Origin of the sequence: Streptomyces celluloflavus (assembly GCA_000720995.1) — a bacterium.
GTDB classification, from domain to species: domain Bacteria; phylum Actinomycetota; class Actinomycetes; order Streptomycetales; family Streptomycetaceae; genus Streptomyces; species Streptomyces celluloflavus.
The window spans coordinates 1-20,165 of record JOEL01000005.1 but is presented as its reverse complement, the minus strand read 5'-3'; the positions used below and the strand labels follow the sequence as shown (position 1 = coordinate 20,165).

Annotated in this window: 9 protein-coding genes; 3 read left to right on the top strand and 6 right to left on the bottom strand. The window is 71.7% G+C overall.

The window, feature by feature from the left end:
* Positions 1 to 91: 91 nt before the first annotated feature.
* A complete protein-coding gene (gene pdxR / locus IH09_RS06795) occupies positions 92 to 1,480 on the top strand; it encodes a MocR-like pyridoxine biosynthesis transcription factor PdxR (RefSeq protein WP_318279396.1) in 1,389 nt (462 codons plus the stop codon).
* Positions 1,481 to 1,598: 118 nt separating this feature from the next.
* On the opposite strand, the gene IH09_RS06790 is transcribed toward pdxR, so the two are convergent.
* From IH09_RS06790 to IH09_RS06775, 4 genes are all read right to left on the bottom strand, one after another.
* Positions 1,599 to 2,741: an acyl-CoA dehydrogenase family protein gene (locus tag IH09_RS06790; protein ID WP_052855147.1), complete on the bottom strand. Its 1,143-nt coding sequence runs from the start codon at positions 2,739 to 2,741 to the stop codon at positions 1,599 to 1,601.
* Between the two features lie 61 nt (positions 2,742 to 2,802).
* The gene (locus IH09_RS06785) at positions 2,803 to 3,537 is read right to left on the bottom strand and encodes a thioesterase II family protein (protein ID WP_052855144.1); all 735 of its coding nucleotides are present in this window, start codon (positions 3,535 to 3,537) and stop codon (positions 2,803 to 2,805) included.
* Positions 3,538 to 3,539: 2 nt separating this feature from the next.
* A complete protein-coding gene (locus IH09_RS06780) occupies positions 3,540 to 5,156 on the bottom strand; it encodes a GMC family oxidoreductase (RefSeq protein WP_052855141.1) in 1,617 nt (538 codons plus the stop codon).
* The gene (locus IH09_RS06775) at positions 5,153 to 8,542 is read right to left on the bottom strand and encodes a non-ribosomal peptide synthetase (RefSeq protein WP_110952111.1); all 3,390 of its coding nucleotides are present in this window, start codon (positions 8,540 to 8,542) and stop codon (positions 5,153 to 5,155) included. The genes IH09_RS06780 and IH09_RS06775 overlap by 4 nt, the downstream gene beginning before the upstream one ends.
* A gap of 934 nt (positions 8,543 to 9,476) precedes the next feature.
* On the opposite strand from IH09_RS06775, the gene IH09_RS06770 reads away from it, so the two are divergent.
* Positions 9,477 to 10,061 (top strand): flavoprotein, encoded by a 585-nt coding sequence (locus IH09_RS06770; RefSeq protein ID WP_052855136.1) that lies wholly within the window; start codon positions 9,477 to 9,479, stop codon positions 10,059 to 10,061.
* A 203-nt stretch (positions 10,062 to 10,264) separates the two neighbouring features.
* On the opposite strand, the gene IH09_RS06765 is transcribed toward IH09_RS06770, so the two are convergent.
* On the bottom strand, positions 10,265 to 11,137 hold the full coding sequence (locus IH09_RS06765) for a metallophosphoesterase (RefSeq protein WP_110952110.1): 873 nt from the start codon (positions 11,135 to 11,137) through the stop codon (positions 10,265 to 10,267).
* A gap of 772 nt (positions 11,138 to 11,909) precedes the next feature.
* Complete coding sequence (locus tag IH09_RS06760) at positions 11,910 to 14,768, bottom strand: BREX system ATP-binding domain-containing protein (protein WP_052855134.1); 2,859 nt, start codon at positions 14,766 to 14,768, stop codon at positions 11,910 to 11,912.
* Between the two features lie 806 nt (positions 14,769 to 15,574).
* Here IH09_RS06760 and IH09_RS06755 point away from each other — a divergent pair.
* Positions 15,575 to 20,155, top strand: coding sequence for an AMP-binding protein (locus IH09_RS06755; protein ID WP_052855131.1), 4,581 nt, complete (start codon positions 15,575 to 15,577; stop codon positions 20,153 to 20,155).
* Positions 20,156 to 20,165: the final 10 nt, after the last annotated feature.

The following is a 20,165-nucleotide window of genomic DNA, read 5'->3' as shown; positions in this document are numbered from 1 at the left end:
GTGTGCAGGCTAAAAGCTTCCTGGTGCGATTGGCTGGGCCATATTCCGCGTACGAGACTGGGCCAAAGGGACGGCGATGTCGGGGACGAGAGTGGCGGGGCTGGACCTCTTCATCGAGATGGCTCCGCGGGGGCGGCGGGGGCGGGCGGTGGAGGAGGCGCTGCGGGCGGCGATCGTCGAGGGCCGGCTGGCGGCGGGTTCGCGGTTGCCGGCCACGCGGAGTCTGGCGGAGGAGCTGGGGCTTTCGCGGGGCACGGTCAGTCAGGCGTATGCGCAGCTGGTGGCGGAGGGCTGGCTGACGACGGCCGGGCGGGCCGGTACGCGGGTGGCCGCGCAGCCCTCGCCGGAGTTGCGTGCGGTGCGGGCGGTGGGTGGTGCGGTGCCGGCGCCGCTCCATGATCTGGGTCCGGGCCGGCCCGATGTGTCGGTTTTTCCGCGTCAGGCGTGGCTGGTGGCGCTGCGTCATGTGCTGCGGGAGGCGCCGGCGGCGGCGTTGGGTTATGGCGATCCGCGGGGCCGTATCGAGTTGCGTGCGGCGCTGTCGGGCTATCTGGGGCGGGTGCGGGGGGTGCGGGTCGATCCGGGGCATCTGGTGGTGTGTTCGGGCTATACGCAGGCTCTGGGGCTGCTTGCGGAGGTGTTCGCGCAGGTGGGGGTGCGGGAGGCGGGGATGGAGAATCCGGCGCTCGCCGATCATCTGACGGTGGTGGGCAGGCGGTTGGGGGTGGTGGATGCGGAGGTCGATGCGGAGGGGATGAGTGTGGCGGCGCTGGAGGGTTCGGGGGCGGGTGCGGCGGTGTGTACGCCGGCGCATCAGTTTCCGCTGGGGGTGAGTATGAGTGCGGCCCGGCGGGCGCGGCTGCTGGGGTGGGCGCAGGAGCGTGGGGGGTGGATCGTCGAGGACGATTACGACGGTGAGTTCCGTTATGACAAGCGTCCGGTGGGTGCGCTTCAGGGCCGTCATCCGGGGCGGGTGGTCTATGTGGGGTCGGTGAGCAAGTCGTTGGGGCCGGGGGTGCGGCTGGGCTGGATCGCGTGTCCGCCGGGGTTGCTGGAGCCGCTGACGGAGGTGAAGCGGCTGGCGGACCGTACGACGGGGCCGCTGGATCAGCTGGCGTTCGCCTCGATGCTCGCTTCGGGTGCCTATGACCGGCATCTGCGCACGGTGCGGCGGGCGTACCGGCAGCGGCGTGATGTGTTGGCGGCGCGGGTGGCGCAGTGTCTGCCGCGGGCCCGTCTGACGGGGATCGCGGCCGGTCTGCACGCCATCGTGGAGTTGCCGGTCGCCGGTCCTTCGGAGGCCGATGCGGTCGCGGCGCTGCGGGCGGCGTCGGTGCGTGTCCATCCGCTGGGCAGCTATCTGCGGGGCCCTGTGCCGGCCGGGTATGCGCCGCGTCTGGTCGTCGGTTACGCCACTCCCCCGGCGCATGCCTATGGGCTCGCTCTGGATGCGCTGCTCGGCACGTTGCGCGCGTTGTGAGCGGCGAAGGCGGCGGGGTCGGCGAAGGCGGCGGGGTTGCGGGGGCGGCCGGCAGGGGCGGCTGCCGGCCGCGGTGAGGTGTGGCGGTGGTGTGGGTCCGGTTTTGCGGGCCCGGTTTTTACAGGCCCAGGGTGCGGCCGATGAGTTCTTTCATGATTTCGGTGGTGCCGCCGTAGATGGTCTGGACGCGGCTGTTGGCCCATTCGCGGGAGATGGGGCTTTCCTTGAGGTAGCCGTAGCCGCCGTGGAGCTGGAGGCAGCGGTTGGCGACGTCGACCTGGAGTTCGGTGGTCCACCATTTGGCTTTGGCGGCGTCGGCCAGGCTCAGGCGCCGGGCGTTGAGTTCGCTCATGCAGTGGTTGAGGAAGACGCGGGCGATGGTGACTTCGGTGTCCATGGTGGCGAGTTGGAAGCGGTTGTGCTGGAAGCTGCCGATGGACTGGCCGAACGCCTGGCGGGTGCGGGCGTATTCGAGGGTGTCGGCGAGCATGCGTTCGGCTGCGGCGACGGCGACGGTGGCGATGCTGAGGCGTTCTCTGGGCATGCCGGACATCAGGTAGGCCATGCCGGCGTTCTCTTTGCCGATGAGGTTGGCGGCGGGTACGCGGCAGTCGTCGAAGAAGAGTTCGCAGGTGTCGCTGGCCGTCCAGCCCAGTTTTTCCAGGCGTTTGCCGCGGCTGAAGCCGGGGGTTCCGCGCTCGACGACCAGCAGGCTGATGCCCTGGGCGCCGCGTTGGGGCTGGGTTTTGACCGCGACGAGGATCAGGTCGGAGTTCTCGCCGTTGGTGATGAAGGTCTTCTGTCCGTTGAGGACGTAGCTGTCGCCGTCGCGTACGGCGGTGGTGCGGATGTCGGCGACGTTGGAGCCGGCGTCGGGTTCGCTCATGGCGATGGCGGCGATGTGTTCGCCGGCGCACAGTGCGGGCAGCCAGCGTTCGCGTTGTTCGGGGGTGGTGCGGGTGGTGAGGTAGGAGGCGAGGACGTCGTTGTGGGCGATGAAGCCGGGTGCGGTGACGCGGGCGCGGATGAGTTCTTCGGCGAGGACGGCGTGGTAGCGGAAGTCACTTTCGCCGCCGCCGCCGTATTCGAGGGGGACGCCGGTGCCCAGCAGGCCGGCCTTGCCGGCTTTGCGCCACAGTTCGCGGCTGACGATGCCGTCCTTCTCCCACTGGTCGTGGTAGGGGACGGCTTCGCGGGCCAGGAATTCGCGGCACAGGGTGCGGAAGTCTTCGTGTGATGCCTCGTAGGGCGTGTTCCCCATGTGGGCGTTGCCTTTCCTGCGAGAGCCCCGGCCGGGGTGTGCGGGCCGGCCGGGGCGGTGGTCATCGGGACAGGTCCTCGCCCACGATCGTGAGGATCTCTTTGGGTTGCTGGAGTGCGGCGAAGTGTCCGCCGGGGATCTCGGCGTGGCGGCTGGGGGCGCTGCTGTGGTGGGACCACTGCCACATCTGGTCGGGTGTGACGTAGGCGTCCTGGCGGGCGGCGATCAGGGTGAGGGGGACGTCGGTGTGCAGGGCGGTGTCCTGGGGGAACTGGCGGCGCACGGCGTAGTCCTCGCGCATGAGGCGGACGAGGTAGCGGCTCATGGCGCCGTCGGTGAGCAGTTCGCGGGGGGTGCCGCCGTCGGCGGCGATTTTGGCCAGGAGTTCCTCGTCGGTGAGGGCGGCGGTGGTGTCGGGGGGCTGGAGTGGTGGTGGCAGGGCCGCGGAGAGGATGGCGCGTTCGGGGGCCTGTCGGGCGGTGCGGGCCAAGGTGGCGCCGACGGCCAGGCTCAGGGTGGCGCCGAAGCTGTGGCCGAAGGTGGCGTAGCGCAGGTGGGGGGTGTTCTTGCGGGCCTGGCGCAGGTCGGCTGCCAGGTGGTCGGCGAGGGAGTCCACCAGGGTGCGGTAGTCGGCGATGTGGGGTTCGCGGGTGCGGGTGCCGCGTCCGGGCGGGTCGATGCCTTTGATCTGGAGGTGGGGTGGGGCGAGGGTTTTCCAGGGGCGGTAGACGGAGGAGGTGGCGCCGGCGTGGGGGAAGCAGTAGAGCCGTACCGGCGGGCTGGGGGTGGGCGGCACGGTTACTCCTTGGTGCTGCTGGCGATGCGTTCGGCCAGCATGAGGGTGGTCAGGTTGGTGGGTGCGCTGGGGATGGTGGGGAAGACGGAGGCGTCGACGACGCGGAGGTTTTCGGTGTGGTGGACGTGGCAGTTCTGGTCGACGACGGCCATGGGGTCGGTGGCCGGGCCCATGCGGGCGGAGCCGACGGCGTGCCAGCCGGGGTTCATGATGTTGCGGACGCCGCTGCGCAGGATTTTGTCGTTGGCGACCATGGCGTCGGTCCAGAACTGGGTCTGGTCCAGGCGGCTTCCCATGCCGTCGGAGCGCAGGACGCGCCAGGCTTTGCGGACGCCGTGGGCGAGGCGTTCGATGTCGTCGGTGGCGGTGCCCAGGCCGAGTTCGATGACGGGCCGGCTGTGGGGGCCGGCGTCTTCGAGGAAGACGCGGCCGTGGGAGGCGGGGCGCAGCAGCATGACGGAGATGCCGACGACCATGGGCCAGCCCAGGCGGTCGATGAAGCCGGGGATGGTCTGGCTGTCGACGTTGTTGAGCAGGCCCATCTGGATGTCGGTGTCGTCGTCGAAGCCGCTGGACATGCGGGCGGCGACCTGGCGCCAGGGCAGGCCGGGGGTGCAGACGCCGGGTTTGGGCTGGGACCAGATGACGACGGAGGGGTGGTCGGCGAGGTTTTCGCCGACGCCGGGCAGGTCGGCCACGGGGGTGATGCCCAGCGTGGTGGAGAGGGCGGCGCTGGCGACGCCGGAGCGCTGGAGGATGGCGGGGGTGCCGATGGCGCCGGCGCTGAGGGTGACGTTGCGGGCGGCGACGGTGGTGGGGCGGCCGTCTTCGAGGAGTTCGACGCCGACGGCGCGGTGGCCTTCGAACAGGACGCGGGTGACGCGGGTGTGGGTGCGGATTTGCAGGTTGGGCAGGGTGCGGGGGCCGGTGAGGTAGACGGTGGCGGCGTCCACGCGCTCACCGTGCAGGGCGTTGGAGGGGACGGTGCCGACGCCGTCTTGGTGGCCGCTGTTGAGGTCGGGCAGGTCGGTGACGCCCAGGCGGGTGCATTCGGCCCAGAACGCGGCGTCCAGTGCGTGCAGTTGCTCGGGCGCAGGGCGGCGGATGGGCAGGGGGCCGCTGTCGCCGTGGAGGCTGCCGGGGAAGTCGGGGTCGTTCTCGATGGCTTTGTAGAAGGGCAGGACCTGTTCCCAGGACCAGTCGGGGTTGCCGTGTGCCACCCAGTCGTCGAAGTCGCGGGGCAGGCCGCGCATGGCGAGGGCGCCGTTGACGGCGGAGGAGCCGCCGACGACCTTGCCGAGCTGGTAGGGGAAGCGGGACCACAGGGCGCGGGTGCGCCGGGCTTCGGTTTCGGGGCTGTTGTCGGGGGCGCCGGTGCGCAGGAGGTCCGCGAGGCGGGTGCTGGTGCGCAGGTTGGCGCGGTAGTCCCAGTTGTAGCCCTCCAGGATGAGTTTGCTCGCGTCGCGCAGTGGGTTGGCGCCGGGGTCGGTGGGCTGGTCGCTGCCGGCTTCCAGGAGCAGGACGTGTGCTCCGGTGGCGGCGAGGCGGGCGGCGGTGACCGCTCCGGCGGATCCGGCTCCGACGATGACGTGGTCCCATACGGTGGCGGTCTCGCTCATGCCTGCGCCTCCTGGATCGACGCGATGATCTCGGCGAAGGTCGCGATGGTCGCGTTGGTGAAGAGCCCTTCGAGGACTTCTTGTTCGGCTTCGGGGCTGATGCCGAATTCGGTGCGCAGGTGGCCGATGATGCCGACGGCGTGCAGGGAGTCGCCGCCGACGTCGAAGAAGCCGTCGTCGATGCCGAAGTCGGTGTGGCCCAGGCGTTCGGACCACAGGGCGAGGAGTTTCTCCTCGATCTCGTTGCGGGGTGCTGTGCGGTGGTCGGTTTCGGCGCTGTCGTTCCAGGGGGTGGGCAGGGCCTTGTGGTCGATCTTCCCGTTGGGTGTCAGGGGCAGCTGCGTCAGGGGGACGTAGTGGCTGGGCACCATGTAGCTGGGGAGCAGGCCGGTGAGGGCTTCGCGCAGGGCGGCGGGGTCGGTGGCGGGGGTGGGGGGCTGGTCGGTGACGCAGTAGGCGGCGAGCTGGCGCTGGCCGGTGCGGGGGTGGACGGGTGCGGTCACCATGGCCTGGCGGATGCCGGGCTGGCGGATGAGGGCGGCTTCGATCTCGCCGAGTTCGACGCGGTAGCCGTTGATCTTCACCTGGAAGTCCTCGCGGCCGAGGATTTCGATGTCGCCGCCGGGCAGGTAGCGTCCCAGGTCGCCGGTCTTGTAGAGGCGTTCGTGGGTGTCGGGGTGGGTGATGAAGCGTTCCGCGGTGCGGGCCTCGTCGCCCCAGTAGCCCTGGGCGACGCCGGTGCCGCCGATGTGGATTTCGCCGGTGACGCCGATGGGGCAGGGCTCCAGCCAGGAGTTGTAGACGTGGAGGGTCTGGTTGGCCAGGGCCTTGCCGTAGGGGATGCTCGACCAGTGCTCGGGGACGGTGTCGATGGGGTAGCACACCGACCAGATGGAGCCTTCGGTGGCGCCGCCGAGGCTGGTGACCTTCATGTCGGGGAAGTGGGCGCGGATCTGGCCGGGCAGGTCGGTGGGGATCCAGTCGCCGCTGAGCAGGGCCAGGCGGGGTCCTGCGGGGTGCGGTGTGCGGGTTTCGTCGAGGGATTCGATCCACATCCGCATGGGTGCGGGGACGCTGTTCCAGATGGTGACGTGGTGGCGTTCGACGAGGTCGGTCCAGTGGGCGACGTCGTTGGACTGTTTGGCGGAGGGGACCACGACGGTGCCGCCGGCGCCCAGGACGCCGAAGATGTCGTAGACGGACAGGTCGAAGTTGGCCGGGGCCAGGGCCAGGACTCGGTCCGTGTCGTCGACGTCGAAGCGGCGGTTGATGTCCTGGACGGTGTTGGCGGCGCTGCGGTGGGAGATCATCACGCCCTTGGGCTCGCCGGTGGAGCCCGAGGTGAAGATGACGTAGGCGAGGTCGTCGAGGCCCTGGCGGCTCTCCAGCGGGTCGGGGCTGCACCGGCGGGTGGCGTCCTGCTCGGCGGTGACGACGGCGATGCCGGGCGGCCAGGTGAGGGCTTCGTGCAGTTCCCGGTCGGTGACCACGGCCTGGGCCCGGCAGCGCTCCAGGAGGGTGTGGCGTCGTGCTTCGGGCAGGTCCGGGTCGATGGAGACGTAGGCGGCGCCCGCGTGCAGGACGCTCAGCAGGGCGGCGATCTGTTCGGCGCCGGGCCGCAGGCAGACCGCGATGAGGGTGTTGGGCTCGGCGCCGCAGGCCGCGCGCAGGCGGCGGGCCAGGCGGTGGGCTTCCTCGCTGATCTGGCGGTAGGTGGTCTCGGTGCCGTCCGCGATGACGGCCACCGCGTCGGGGCGGCGGGCGGCGGCCGCGGCGACGAGTTCGTGCAGACGGGCCGGGGGAAGGTCGGTGGCGGTCGCGTTGGCGCGCCGGCGCTCCTCGGCCTGGGCGGCCGGGAGGGGCACGATCTGGCGGCTGCGGTCCCAGACGGTGTCGTCGTCGGCCAGCTGGTCCAGCAGTACCTGGTAGGCGTCGAACATCGCCTCCAGCGTGCCGTCGGGGAAGAGTCCGGCCACCGCGTTCCAGTGGATGATGAGCTTGCCGTTGTCCTCGAAGATCTGGTTCTCCAGCCACACCTGGGGGGTCTGGCTGGCGCTGTGCACCAGGTCGCCGAAGGCGCCCAGAGCGTCGCCGTTGGCGTCTTTGGCGTCGGCTTCGAGGGTGCTGGAGAAGACCACGGGCATCGCCACCGCGCGGCCGTCGCCCTGGCGGCGGGTGAGTTCGCGCAGTACGCGGATGCCGCTGAACGCCGAGTGGGCCAGGTCGCTCAGGAGCTGGTGCTGGACGCCGGCGGCGCGCTGAGCGAACGTTTCGTCAGCGCGGCCGGTGGCGGCGAAGAGGCTGGGGGCGAGGAAGTCGCCCATGATCTGGCCGGCCTGGGGATGCAGCGGCAGCCGGTTGAGGAGGGTGAGCGTCACGGTGAAGTCCTGGCGCTTGGACCAGGTGCGCAGCACCTCGCAGTACGCGGCGAGCAGCAGCGCCGAGGGCCGCAGGCCCCGCCGGTCGGCCGCGGCGCGCAGTGCGGCCCAGCGCGCCGGGGGCAGGACCCTGCTGTGGCGGGTGAAGTCGGGGCGGCCCAGCCGTTCGGGGGCGGTGGCGAGCGGGAGGTCGGGGGCGGGCGGGAGGTCCTCGACTCGGGCGAGCCAGTAGTCGGCGGCCTTGGTGGCCGCCGGGTCGTCCTCCAGGGCCTGTTCGGCCAGTACGTAGTCGCGGAAGGACAGGTCCAGGGGGGCGGGCGACCAGGCGGGGTCGTCGTAGTGGCGGCGCCACTGGTGGAGCAGGAGGAAGAGGCTGGGGACGTCGACGAAGAGCAGGTCCAGGCTCAGGTGCAGGCGGACGCGGTCCTCGTCCAGCAAGGTGGCGCGGATGTCGAACAGGGGCCAGCGGTCGGTGGGCAGGACCTGGTCGGCGAGTTCGCGGCGGATCTCCTCAAGGGCCGCCGTCTGCTCGTCGGCGCTCTTGCCGCGCAGGTCGGTGGTCGCGATGCGGCAGGGCGGGACGTCGTCCAGGACGCGCTGGCTGCCGTCGGAGTCGATGACCGCGCGGAGCATGTCGTGCCGGTCGACGACCTTTTGGAGGGCCGCGGTCAGCCGGTCGATGTCCAGGTGCGGGCTGTCGAACTCCAGGTAGTAGTGGCTGGAGACGCCGCCCAGTTCGAGGCCCTTGTGACGGCCGATCAGATAGGCGCGCTGGATGTCGGTGAGCGCGAACGGCTCGTGGCGCAGTTCGGGCTGCGGGGTCAGCGGCGGCAGATCGCGCGGGTGCGGGCGGCCCTTGAGGAGAGCGACCAGCTGGTCGTGGTGCTCGGTGACGGCCGCGGTCAGCTCCGGTGTGAGGGCGCCGTCGGGTGCCTGGACATCGAGGTGCTCGCCGTCGAGGCGAAGATTGACACGACGATTCCGCAACTCGGTAAGAAGATCTTCCATCAAGCTTCCGTGCCTCTCTTCAGTGCGTGGCGTGGCGTGCCGTTGCGGTCATCGCCGCGGACGTCGTGGACGCCGCACCCGGCAGGGTGGGCCTTGGTCGGCGCTGTGGGCAGACGGTGGCGCGGGCGAACAATGGCGCGGTGGCCGGCGGACGGTGGGGTTCGCCCGCCGTGCCGGGCGCCGCGGGAGGGCGGCGGCCCGGGGCATCAGGGGTGCGGCGCAAGGTCCCTGCGGATACCCCCACCGATGCCCGTACGGATACCCCCGCGGGTGCCCGTGTGGTGGGCCGGGGGCGGGGCGGGGGCCGTGGTGGCCGCCCGGGGGGTGGGTGGCGTGGGGACGGCGGGTGCGCGGCCTTCTAGGGGCCGGTGATCGCGCCCGGCGGGCGGGCGGTGCTCGGCTGCTGTCGCCACAGCACTCCACTCCGTTTCCTGGTAGGTCGGCGGGCTCGGCGCACGGAGACGGGGACCGGGCGCCGGCGCCACCGCGCAGCCCTCCCCGGGGCGCAGCGGCCGGCGTTCACCGTCACGCGGGGCCTGGCTGCCCGCGGCTCCCGGCCGGCGGGCCGGCTTCCTCGCTTCCTCCGAAGGGAAGATATGAGGGCATGTCCACCGCCTCAATACGGTGCCACCGTAGGGCTGACCGAAGGATTCCCGCACCGCGGCGGGGCGCTGTCACCGCACCGTGCGGGCGGCGGGACCGGCGACGAGACAAGGCGGCTGACGGGCCGTCATATGCGGTGGTGGGCAGGGGTGCGGGCCGGGTGCCGCCGGGAGGAAAAAAGGGGGGGCCGCGGGGCTGTCCCGGTATTTTCCGGAATCAGGGCGATGACCAGCGCACACCGTGAACTCCCGGCTGTGCACTAACAGTTGGGCGCGGCCAGGGGAACGCTGCCGGTATTGAACCGGGTGAAGTCTGTGTGCATGATTGCCATATGGTAGAGAAGACTCCCCCGCCCGTGTCCGACAAGCGCATACTTGTCGGCGCCACCGGTTCGGTTGCCGTGGCGTCGCTGCCCGCGTATCTCACGGCGATGCGTGAACAACTCGGCGGCACGTATACGGTGTTAATGACGGACACCGCGACCACCTTCATTCCGCCGCACACCGTGGGCCTTTCCGCCGAACGCGTGGTGAGCGGAGAATCCCCGGCCGACTGGGCGACCGACAAACCTTCCCGTCTCGCGGCGGACCACGACATTCTCGTGGTACTCCCCGCCACCGCGCACACGCTCGCCATCGCGGCTACGGGCGCTGCGCCCAACCGCCTTGCGACGGTGATACTTTCCACCGATTCCCCGGTCGTCTACTTCCCGGTCATGGGCGCCCACATGTGGAACAAGCCCGCGGTCCAGCGGAATATCGACCAGATCCGCGCGGACGGGCAGCATGTCGCCGAACCCGTCTGGCACGACAGCTACGACATTCTCTCGCGCACCTACAACAACCACCCGGCGCTGCCCTCCCCGGCGCAGGTCGCCAAGACGGTGGGGGAACTGCTGTCCGCGCAGCGCACCTGACCGGCCCCGTCCCGCCCCGCCCACGGCCCTGATCCCGGGCGCCGTGGGCAACGCGGGCCCCGGCCCTCCCCGGCCCGCCCCCGGCCACGCCGACGGCGGCCGGCCGGTGGCCGGCGCCGCACACTGCGGACGGCGGGTGCACACCGCGGACGGCCGGTGCGCGGCCGGGCGGGGTGGGCAGTGTCGTGGCGGGGCCGGTGCGGCTAGGCGGTGCGGGAGGAGACGGGGCGGGGCGTGTGCGCCGCCGGGCCGCGGTCGTCCGGCCACACCATGGTCAGGGCGTCCTGCTGCCCCGGCCGGGGGCGCCATTCCCGCGGGTAGCCCAGGGACACCTCCCGAAACGGCACCCCGTCGTGCCAGGTGGCGCGCGGGATGTGCAGATGCCCATAGACCACGGCCTGCGCCCGGAAGCGGCGGTGCCAGTCGGCGGTGGCGTCGGTACCGCACCACAGGGCGAATTCGGGGTGGCGCAGGACCCGTGTGGGTTCGCGCACCAGGGGATAGTGGCTGACCAGGACGGTGGGCAGGTCGGCGGGGAGAGCGGCCAGCCGTGCCTCGGTGCACTTCAGGCGCGCCCGGCACCAGTCGGCGCGGCTGGCGTAGGGGTCGGGGTGCAGCAGGAACTCGTCGGTGCACACCACCCCTTCGCGGCGGGCCGCGGCCAGAGCCCCTTCCTCGGTGAAGGTCCCCTCCGGGCGGAAGGTGTAGTCGTAGAGCACGAACAGCGGCGCGACGGCGACCGGACCGTCGGGGCCGTGCCAGATCGGATACGGATCCTCGGGCGTGATCACACCCAACTTCCGGCAGAGGCTGACCAGATAGGCGTAGCGCAGCGCCCCGCGGTCTTGGACGGGGTCCTCGGGCAGGGTCCACAGATCGTGGTTGCCGGGGGTCCACACGACGGTCGCGAACCGGTCGCGCAGCGCCCTCAGCGCCCATTCGATGTCGGACGACAGTTCACCGACGTCTCCGGCGATCAGCAGCCAGTCGTCGTCGGAAGCGGGCCGCAGTCCCTCGACGACCTCGCGGTTCTCACTGTGCCGGACATGCAGATCGCTGATGGCGAGCAACGACACGCGTACCTCCACGGCATGACGAGGGCGGCCGGCGCGCAACGCACCGGTCGCCGGTCCTGGTCCTGATTTCGATTCCGGTCCCGGTACCGGTCCTGATTCCGGTCCTGAATTCGTTCCTGATTTCGGTTCCGGGCTCTTTCCTGTTCCGGTCTCTGTTCCGGGATTCTGTTCCGGGTTTCTGTGCTGGTCTGGGGCTGGGCGGTGTTCGGCGGGCGGTGCGAACGGGCGTCTGCGGAGGGCGGCAAAGCCGCCGCCCTTCCCCGGTGTTGCCGTTTATCCGTATCGCCGTCTGCTCGCGTTCCTGCGCTCCCCCATTCCCGTTTTGTTGTGTGGCTGTGTTGCTGTGTTCGCGTCTTTTCGTGTTTCCGCGACTGCGGCTCCGTATCCCGCGGGGAGGGAACATCGCGTAACTCTCCGGGGCGCGCCGATGGAGCCGCTTTCCCCGGGATGTACGTACGGAGCGCGCTTCTTTCCGGCGGGCGGTACGGCGCACCGGTGACAGAGGACAGGTTCCGGTCCGCACGGCCCGGCGGTGATACGTACTCCCCCGTACGGAAATCCGGGGTGACTGCCCGCCTCCGGCCTTCGGTGATTCGCCGGCTTACGTAGTGCGGCCGGCTGCTCTTACGCTTTCGCGTCTCTCTCCTTCGTACCTTTACCCTTCTGCCTTTCGCCTCCCGTCTTTCTCCTTCGGGTCTGCCGGTGGCGGGTCGTCGCTGTCGCGGTGTTCGGCTGCCGTGGCGTGCGGGTGTGGGTGTGGGTGTGTGGGTGGTCAGGCGCTCTGGGGCTGGCGCAGGTAGGAGACGGCCTGGTGTCCGTGCAGGATGAGGGGGGCGGGGGTGTTGTCCTGGGCCGGGAAGTATTTGGTGAGTCCGTGGCGGCCGCTGATCCGCAGTTTGCGGTAGGAGTGGGTCAGGTGTGATTCGACGTTGCGCAGGCTGACTTGGAGCAGCCGGGCGATGCTGCGGTTGCTCATGCCGCGGGAGGCGAGTTCGGCGACCTGGCGCTCGGTGGGGGTCAGCAGTGCTTCGGTGGAGTCCTTGCGGGGGTCGGGGCGGCCGCCGGCGCTGCGCAGTGCGCGCTGGACGACTTCGACGAGTCCGTCGGCTCCCAGGGAGACGCCCACTTCGGTGGCGCGGTGCAGGAGTTCGCGGGCTCGGATGGTGTTGCCGCCCTGCTGGTGGGCCTGGCCGGCGATGTGCAGGCAGTGGGCGTAGAGCAGGGGTTCTTGCTGGGCGTCGAGGAGTTCGGCGGCTTTGGTGGAGAGCCGCAGGGCGTCGCTGTGGGAGGTGATCGAGGCCAGTGCGAGCAGGGCGCGGCCCCGGGCGAAGGGGGCGGCCCAGCGCTGGGCGAGTTCGGCTTCCTCGCGGGCGAGGCGGCGGGCGTCGGGGAGGTTGCCGACGCCGGCGTGCAGCATGGCGGTGGTCGAGCGCCAGGGGAGGATCGCCGGGTTGGTGACCTTGCGGCGGCGCAGTTCCTTCTCGCAGTGGGCCATCAGGCCAAGGGCCCGCTGGGTTTCGCCGAGTCGTCCCAGGGCGCGTGCCGCGCTGTGCATGAGGTGCAGTTGCCACCAGGTGGGTGTGGTGGCGGGGAAGGGCAGGGCGGTGGCGAGGAGGTCGGCGAGGCCGGCGATCTGGTTTTTCTCCAGGGCTACTTCGATCAGGACGCTGCGGGCGAGGGCGCCGGTGTGGTGGCGGTCGGCGTGGATGCGCTGGAGGAGGGCCAGGGCCTGGCGGGCGTCGTCGCGGGCGTCGTCGAGCAGGCCGCGGTGGAGCTGGATCAGGCTCCGGGTGGCCAGGGCGTCGGCGAGGCGGGTGGGGACGGCGTGGGCGCGGGCGATCTGGACCTCGGCGTCGATGTGGCGGTGGGCGTCGTCGAAGCCGCCGGACCACAGCAGTGCCAGGAGGGCGTGGTACCAGGAGGGTGAGCCGTAGGGGGCGCGGGGGGTGGCCAGGAGGGTGTGGGCGATGCGGGTGACGGCGGGGGCGCTGTCGCCTTGGGCGGTGCGCAGCAGGAGGGCGGCTTCGAGGCGTTCCTCACCGGTCGGTGCCGGGTGGCCGGGTGAGCTCTGGGTGTCGGGCCGGGGTGTGAAGAGGGTGCAGGTGCCTTCGTGCAGGCGGATGTGGGTGAGCTGGCGGCGTAGCCGTGCGGCGGTGGCCGCGTCGCTACATCGGATCTGGTCGTAGGCGTGTTCGAGGACTTGGCGGGCTTGGCGGGCTTCGTCCAGGCGCAGGAGGATATCGGCCAGGCGCAGTGCTTCGGTGGCGCGTTCGCCGGGGTGCGTGGCGCTCTCGACGCGTGCGGACTGGGCGGCTACGGAGGCGGGCAGGTCCAGGCCCATGAGGGCTTGGATGCGGAGTTTTTCGGTGCGGGGGGCGAGATGGGCGGGGAGGCCGTGTGCGGCGGCTTTGTCGAGGAGTTCCATGGCCGCGGGTGCCTGGTGGGGGACGAGGGCGGCGGCGGCGTCCAGGAGGAGGCGCGGCATCCAGGGTTCGTCCAGGTGTGCGGCGTGCAGGAGGTGGGGGGTGATGTCCTGGGGGGAGGTGCCGCGGCGGTGGAGGGCGCGGGCGGTGAGGCGGTGCAGTTCGGCGCGTTGGGCGTGGGGGATGTCCAGGTAGAGCAGGCGGGCCAGGACGGGGTGGCGGAAGGTGAGGTCGGTGCCGCGCAGGATGCCGGATTCGCTGAGCCGGTCGAGGGATTCGGAGACTTCTTCGACGGGCAGGGAGCAGAGTTCGGCGATGAGTTCGGCGCTGACGGCGCTGCCCACGACGCTGGCGGCGCGGGCGACGCGGGCGGCGCGCGGGCCGTGGCGGTCCAGGCGGCCCAGGAAGCACAGGACGCGGTCCTTGACGGCGCGCAGCCGGATGGGCAGTTCCGCCGGGGGGTGTTCGGCGTGGTCGGTGGGGCCGGCGGCCGAGGTGTGGGGGGCGGGGACGGTGCGGATCTGTTCGGTCAGCAGGTAGGGGTTGCCGCCGCTGGTGGTGATGAGGAGGTCCAGGGCGCCGGGGTCCTGGCTGGCGAGGGCTGCGGCCAGGTCGAGGGCGGCGCTGGGGCACAGGTCGTCGATGCGCAGGTGGCGGTCGGGGCGTATGCCTTCCATGAACTCCACGAGCAGGTGCTGGTCGCTGGCCATCTCGCCGCATCGTTTGCTGGCGAGCAGGACCACGGGGAGGCTGTCCAGGCGCCGGCTGAGGAATCCCAGCCACAGCAGGGACTGCGGGTCCGCGCATTGAATGCAGTCGACGGTCAGCAGGAGCGGGGTTTTTTGTGCTGCCCGGCTCAGGGTCTTGAACAATTCGGTGAGTTGCAGGTAGTCGGGGTGTTCCCGGCCAGCCTGCCCGGGTAACTCTTTGAGCGCTGGACCGGGTTGGTGTCCGGCGGTGTCGAGGCAGTCGAGGAGCTGGTGGACGACGCCCATCGGGAAGTGCTGTTCGGTGGAGGTCGCGGTGGCGGTCAGGACCTGCATTCCGCGTTGTCTGGCGGCTTCTTCCGCCCAGCGCAGAAGGGAGGTTTTGCCTGTTCCGATAATGCCTTCCACCAGCGCGGGGGCGCCTGCTCCGGCTGTTGCGGAGTCGAGTAATTCGGTAATGATGCGGGATTCTTCGCTGCGGCCGTACAGTTCCTTGGGCACCGTTCTCGTATCCCCCTGTTCCGGTACTGGGTGACAAGGCGTTGTCACCGGTCCGCGCCCCTGGCCGGGCGCGCCTGCGTGCAGGATGGGTGCCGTCGTGGCGGGGCACGCCATCGGTGGTGTGCGCTGCTGCGGTATCCGGCGGGTGATTTCGCGGCCGCCGGGCTTCTGCGGGTTCCCGGTCTTTTCGAGCGGTGCGGCGCCGGGCGGCGTGCCGTGCGCGACTAGGGGGTCGGTCGGCTCCTGCGCGGGAGTCACGTGCTTGAGATCCAATTCGACCCCTAGGCATGGGTGAACGGTGTACACGTACCGCGCAGACGCTAGCACGCCAAACCTGCGCAGCTGAAGGCTTCACATAGACAAGCGGCCGGTGGGAAACACGCCGCATGCGCTGCTCGGCCGGGGCCTGGAAGTGTTGCTTCGGTCGATTCTTCGGGGGCACCGTATTGAGTCCTCCTAATCCCGCATAGGTACGGTCGGCGGCACCTTGCGGTGGTTGCCTGATCGAACTTCGGCGGAAGGCCGGGATGAGCCGGGCGCCACCGTCACGAATGCGCGGACCGGCCCGAAGGCCTGGCGGCGGCCGGGGCACCGGGCGGCCCGGCCGCACAGCCGCCCGGCCGCACAGCGGTGGGCGGGGCCCCGCCGTTGGCCCGGCACAGCCCGGCCCGGACCGGCACGACACGACCCGGCCCGGCGCGGGGTGGGGCGGGTCCGGTGCCGTCGGCGGGGCGGGTGTCGTCGGCCTGTGCGGCGGGGCATCTCCGCGCTCCGGGCAGGAACGCCAGGAAGGGGCGGCAGCAGGCGTGGCCGAGATCATCGAGGACAGTTATCCGCTCACGCCCGTCCAGCAGGCGTTGCTGGCGGCGCACGGGCGGCGGCCGCAGGCCGGTGTGGGGGCCGAGCAGGTGCTGGTCTCCTTCACCGGCGCCCTCAACCCGCATGTGTTCGCCCAGGCGTGGCAGTACGTCGCGGACCGGCATCCGGCCCTGCGCACCGCCTTTGCGCGGGGGGCGGACGGCCGGGCGCGGCAGGTGGTCCACCGCGGCGCCCGGTTTCCGCTGGAGGTCCTGGACTGGCGGGCGACCGGTGAGACGGTGCAGGACGCGCGGCTGCGAGAGCGGCTGGACCGGGAGCGGCCTGAGGGATTCCCGCTGGGCCGGGCGCCGTTGATGCGTGCCACGCTCATCCGGCGCGGTGCGCGGCAGTGGACGTTCGCCTGGCGGCTCTCGCACCTGGTCGCGGACGGCTGGTCGTGCGCGGTGGCGCTGGGGGAGTTCGCCGAGTCCTACCGGGCGCTGCTGTGCGGCCGCACCCCGCGCCTGGCGCCGGCGCCCCCCTACCGCGACTACCTCACCTGGTGGGCGGCGCACAGCCCCCGCAAGGACGCCGCTTTCTGGGCCGGTGAGCTCGGCGGTTTCACCGCGCCCGCGCCGCTGTCGTGGGGCGGTGCTCCGGCGCCGCCCGGCCACGGGGGCGGCCACGGTGTGGTGGCCTGCCCGCTGGAGCGGCCCGGCGGGCGGGCGGCGCGGGTGCTGCGCGCCCACCGCCTCACCCGCGAGACGCTCGTCCTGGGCGCCTGGCTGGTGCTGCTGAGCCGCTACCACGGACGTGCGGATGTCCTGTGCGGTGCGACGCTCGCGCACCGCCCCGCGCAGCTGCCCGGTGCGCGGGCGGTGCTGGGGCCGATGACCCTGACCCTGCCGGTCCGCGGGCGAGTGGAGGGGGCGCGCACCGCGGTGTCCTGGCTGTGCGAGGTCCAGGCCCGTGTGGCGGCCGCCGCCGAACACCCCGGTGTGCCGTGGGCGCGGGTGCACCGGGCCGCGGGCCCCGGACCGCTGCTGGAGAGCAGTGTCTGCTTCCCCGGCGCCCCGCTGCCGCCGACCGACCTGGTGGAGGCCGGGCTGCGGCAGACCGCGGCGGCCTGCGACACCCACCCCCGCCACCCCCTGACCGTGCTGATCATGCCCGGCGAGGCCCCGGCGCTGCGCATCGTCCACGACCGCACCACGGTCTCCCCCGCCGCGGCCACCCGCATCGCCCACCAGCTGCGCGAAGTGTGGGCACACCTCACCACCCACCCCGAACTCCCCCTGGACCACCTCCCGTTGAGCGCAGGCCCGGCGGTGCCCGTGCCGCCCCCCGTGATCCGCGGCGCGGCGCAGCCCCTCACCGCCGGCTTCGCACGCTGGGTGGCCCGCACCCCCCAGGCCACCGCGGTCACCGACGAACACACCCGCCTGACCTACGCCCAGCTCGACGAACTGGCCACCCGCACCGCCACCGCACTGCACGAGCGGGGCGTGGGACCGGGCAGCCGCGTCGCCCTCCTCCTGCCCCCCTCGGCCCACCGCATCGCCGCCCTGATCGGCATCCTCAAAACCGGCGCGGCCTACATCCCCCTGGACCCCGGCCACCCCCCGGCCCACCTCACCACCCTCCTGACCCACTCCCAGGCCACCACCATCGTCACCACCCCCCACACCCGCCCCCACCTCCCCCCTACCTGGGCCCCGGCCTTACTGCTCCTCGATCACACCGGCGCGCCCTTACCGCACCTGGAGGAGAGCGGGGCGCCGTTGCCGAATCGGCCGGCGGCGGCTGACGTATTGGCTTCCGCGTCCCTGCCGGGGGTGGGGGCAGGGGACCTGCCGGTGGGGACGGTGGGGGCGGGGGCAGTGCCTGTGCCGGTGGGGGCGGAGAGGGCTACGGGGACGGAGGGCGCCGGGGGTGTGGGCGGCGCTGCGGGCGCGGCGGGCGCGGCGGGTTCGGAGGGCGCCGCGGACGTCGCGGACGTCGCGGGGACGGCGGATACGGAGGGCACTGCGGGTACCGAGCGTGCCGCGAGCTCCGAAGGCACTGAGGATGCAGCGGGCGCCGGGGATACGGAAGGTGCAACAGGTGCCGCGGGTGCGGCGGACGCCAGGGGTAAGCCGGGTCCGGCGGGCGCCGCGGGGGTCACGGGGACGGCGGATACGGAGCGCATTGCGGGTACCGAGCATGCCGCGCGCATCGCAGGTACGGAAGGCGCGGGAGGTTCGGCTGGTGCCAGGAGTACTGCAGGTTCGGAGCGCGTCACGAGGACGGCGGATACGAAGAGCGCTGCGGGTACCGAGCATGCCGCGAGCTCCGAAAGCACGCAGGACGCGGCGGACTACACAGATACGGCAGACGCGGAGCGTTCAGCAGGCACCAGAAGCACTGCAGGTTCGAAGCGCGCCACGAGCATCGCAGGGACAGCGGATACGGAGCGCACTGCCGGTACCGAACATGCCACGCGCATCGCAGGAACCACGAATACGGCAAGCGCCGGGGGAACCGAGAGTGCGACAGACGCCACGGGGACGAAAAGTACAGCGGGCGCCGCGGGACCGGTGGATGCGGCGGATACAGCGGGCGCCACAGGTACACCAGGTACGGCGGGTATGGCGGGTACCGCGGGTGCCACAGGTACGGCAGGTACGGAGGGTTCGGCGGGCAGTGCGGGTGCGGCAGGCGCCGGGGGTACTGAGGGCGTCGCAGGTACGGCGGGCACCACGGACACGACGGACACCACGCGTACAGCGGATCCGGCCAACACCATGGTTACAGCAGATGCAGCAAACGCCACGGTTACAGCGGATCCGGCAGACACCACGGTTACGACGGATGCGGCGGATGCGGCGGATGCGGCCTGCGTCCTGTACGCGTCGGGCTCCACCGGCCCCGCCAAGGCCGTGGTCCTCACCCATGCCAACGTGCAGAGCATGGTCGCCGCGGCCCGCCGCGAGTTCGGCTTCGGCCCGCAGGAGACCTGGGCCCTCACCCCCTCCCCCGCATTCGGGGCGGGCGTGTGGGAAATCTGGAACGCCCTGTCCAACGGCGCCTCACTGACCGTCGTACCGCCCCAGGCGGCACGCACCGCGCACGCCCTGCGCCGCTTCACCGCCGCCAGGCACGTCACCGTACTGTCCCTGACCCCGGCAACCTTCGCCCAACTGGCACAAGATCTCCCCCAGGACGCGACGGCACCGCCCCTGCCCGACCTCAGGCACATCTTCCTCGGCGGCGGCCACCTCGACCCGGCAGCCGTACACCACTGGATCGAGCACCACGGCGACACCCGGCCCACCCTCCACCACCTGTACGGGCTGGCCGAAGCCACAGCCGTCTCCACCCACCACCGCATCACCGCGGCAAACACCCCCCGCACCGGCCCCCTCCCCATCGGAAAACCACTGGCGAACCAGACCGCCCGCGTCCTGGACCACATGCAACGCCCCGTACCGGCCGGAGTCGCCGGCGAACTACACCTCGCCGGCCCAGCAATCGCCGCCGGCCACCCAGGCCACCCGCACCCGACCACCGGCTGCTCCCAGGCCACCGCCTTCCCCCCGGACCTGCCGATATGCCGCACAGGCGACCTGGTACGCCTACGCGACGACGGCGCACTGGAACTCCTCGGCCGCCTCGACCCACACCCCCATCCCGACACCCCGCACACCGACCCCGACAACACCCCAATCCCCCACCCCCGCCACCCACACGAACACACCCCCACCAACACCACCGCCCACACCACCGACACCACCGCCCACGACATCCGCCACGACACCACCCGCGACAACAGCAGCGACAGCACCGGCGACAACGGCCGTGGGGGCAGCAGCGGTAACGGTGGCAGCACCGGCACCAACAGCAGCAGGAGCAGTAACAGCAGCAAGGGCGGCAGCGACCGCAACAACGGCGGCAGCGGCCGTGGCCAGGGCCAGGGCCAGGGCCAGGGCCGCGAGGGCATCAACGCCATCGACAACGACAGCGCCCCTCAAGGCGACAACGCCAGCGATGACGACCGTAAACGTGACCGTGGCCGCAAAGGCGGCACCACCGGTGACAACCGTGGCCGTGGCCGTGGCCGCACCACCAGCGACGACGGCAGCGGCGAAGGTGGCGGCATCCCGCAGCCGACCGCGTACCCGACGCCCCGCGCCCGCAAAGCCCCCACCGACCCCCACCAGCCCCACCGGCCCCGGAGCACCAACCAGCCTCCCGCGCACACACCACCGGCCACCCCGAACCCGGTACCCCCACCACCCCGCAGCACCACGCCACAGCACACCACACCGGCCGGCCTCCCCCCAGCCGGCCGACGGCGCCCACCCCCAGGGAAAGCACCGCACACACCGACCGAGCAACAGATCACCGCCTACCTGGAACAACTCCTGGAGACCGGACAGATCGACCCCCACCAGCCGACAGACCCAGCCCCCGGCCTGCACCCCCAGCACACCCCGCACCCGAACACCCGGCCCGAACACCCCCTCGACACCACCCCCACCCCACGAGAGCCCACCAGGTCACCGCCAACGCCCGCGCGCTCGCCGCGGCGCTGGCCGGCCAGGGGCTGACGATCACCAC

What these genes read in the sequence shown, in the direction of transcription:
- IH09_RS06790 (WP_052855147.1), bottom strand. Translation starts at nt 2,741, where the DNA reads ATGGGGAACACGCCCTACGAGGCATCACACGAAGACTTCCGCACCCTG.
- IH09_RS06780 (WP_052855141.1), bottom strand. Translation starts at nt 5,156, where the DNA reads ATGAGCGAGACCGCCACCGTATGGGACCACGTCATCGTCGGAGCCGGA.
- IH09_RS06775 (WP_110952111.1), bottom strand. Translation starts at nt 8,542, where the DNA reads ATGGAAGATCTTCTTACCGAGTTGCGGAATCGTCGTGTCAATCTTCGC.
- IH09_RS06770 (WP_052855136.1), top strand. Translation starts at nt 9,477, where the DNA reads ATGGTAGAGAAGACTCCCCCGCCCGTGTCCGACAAGCGCATACTTGTC.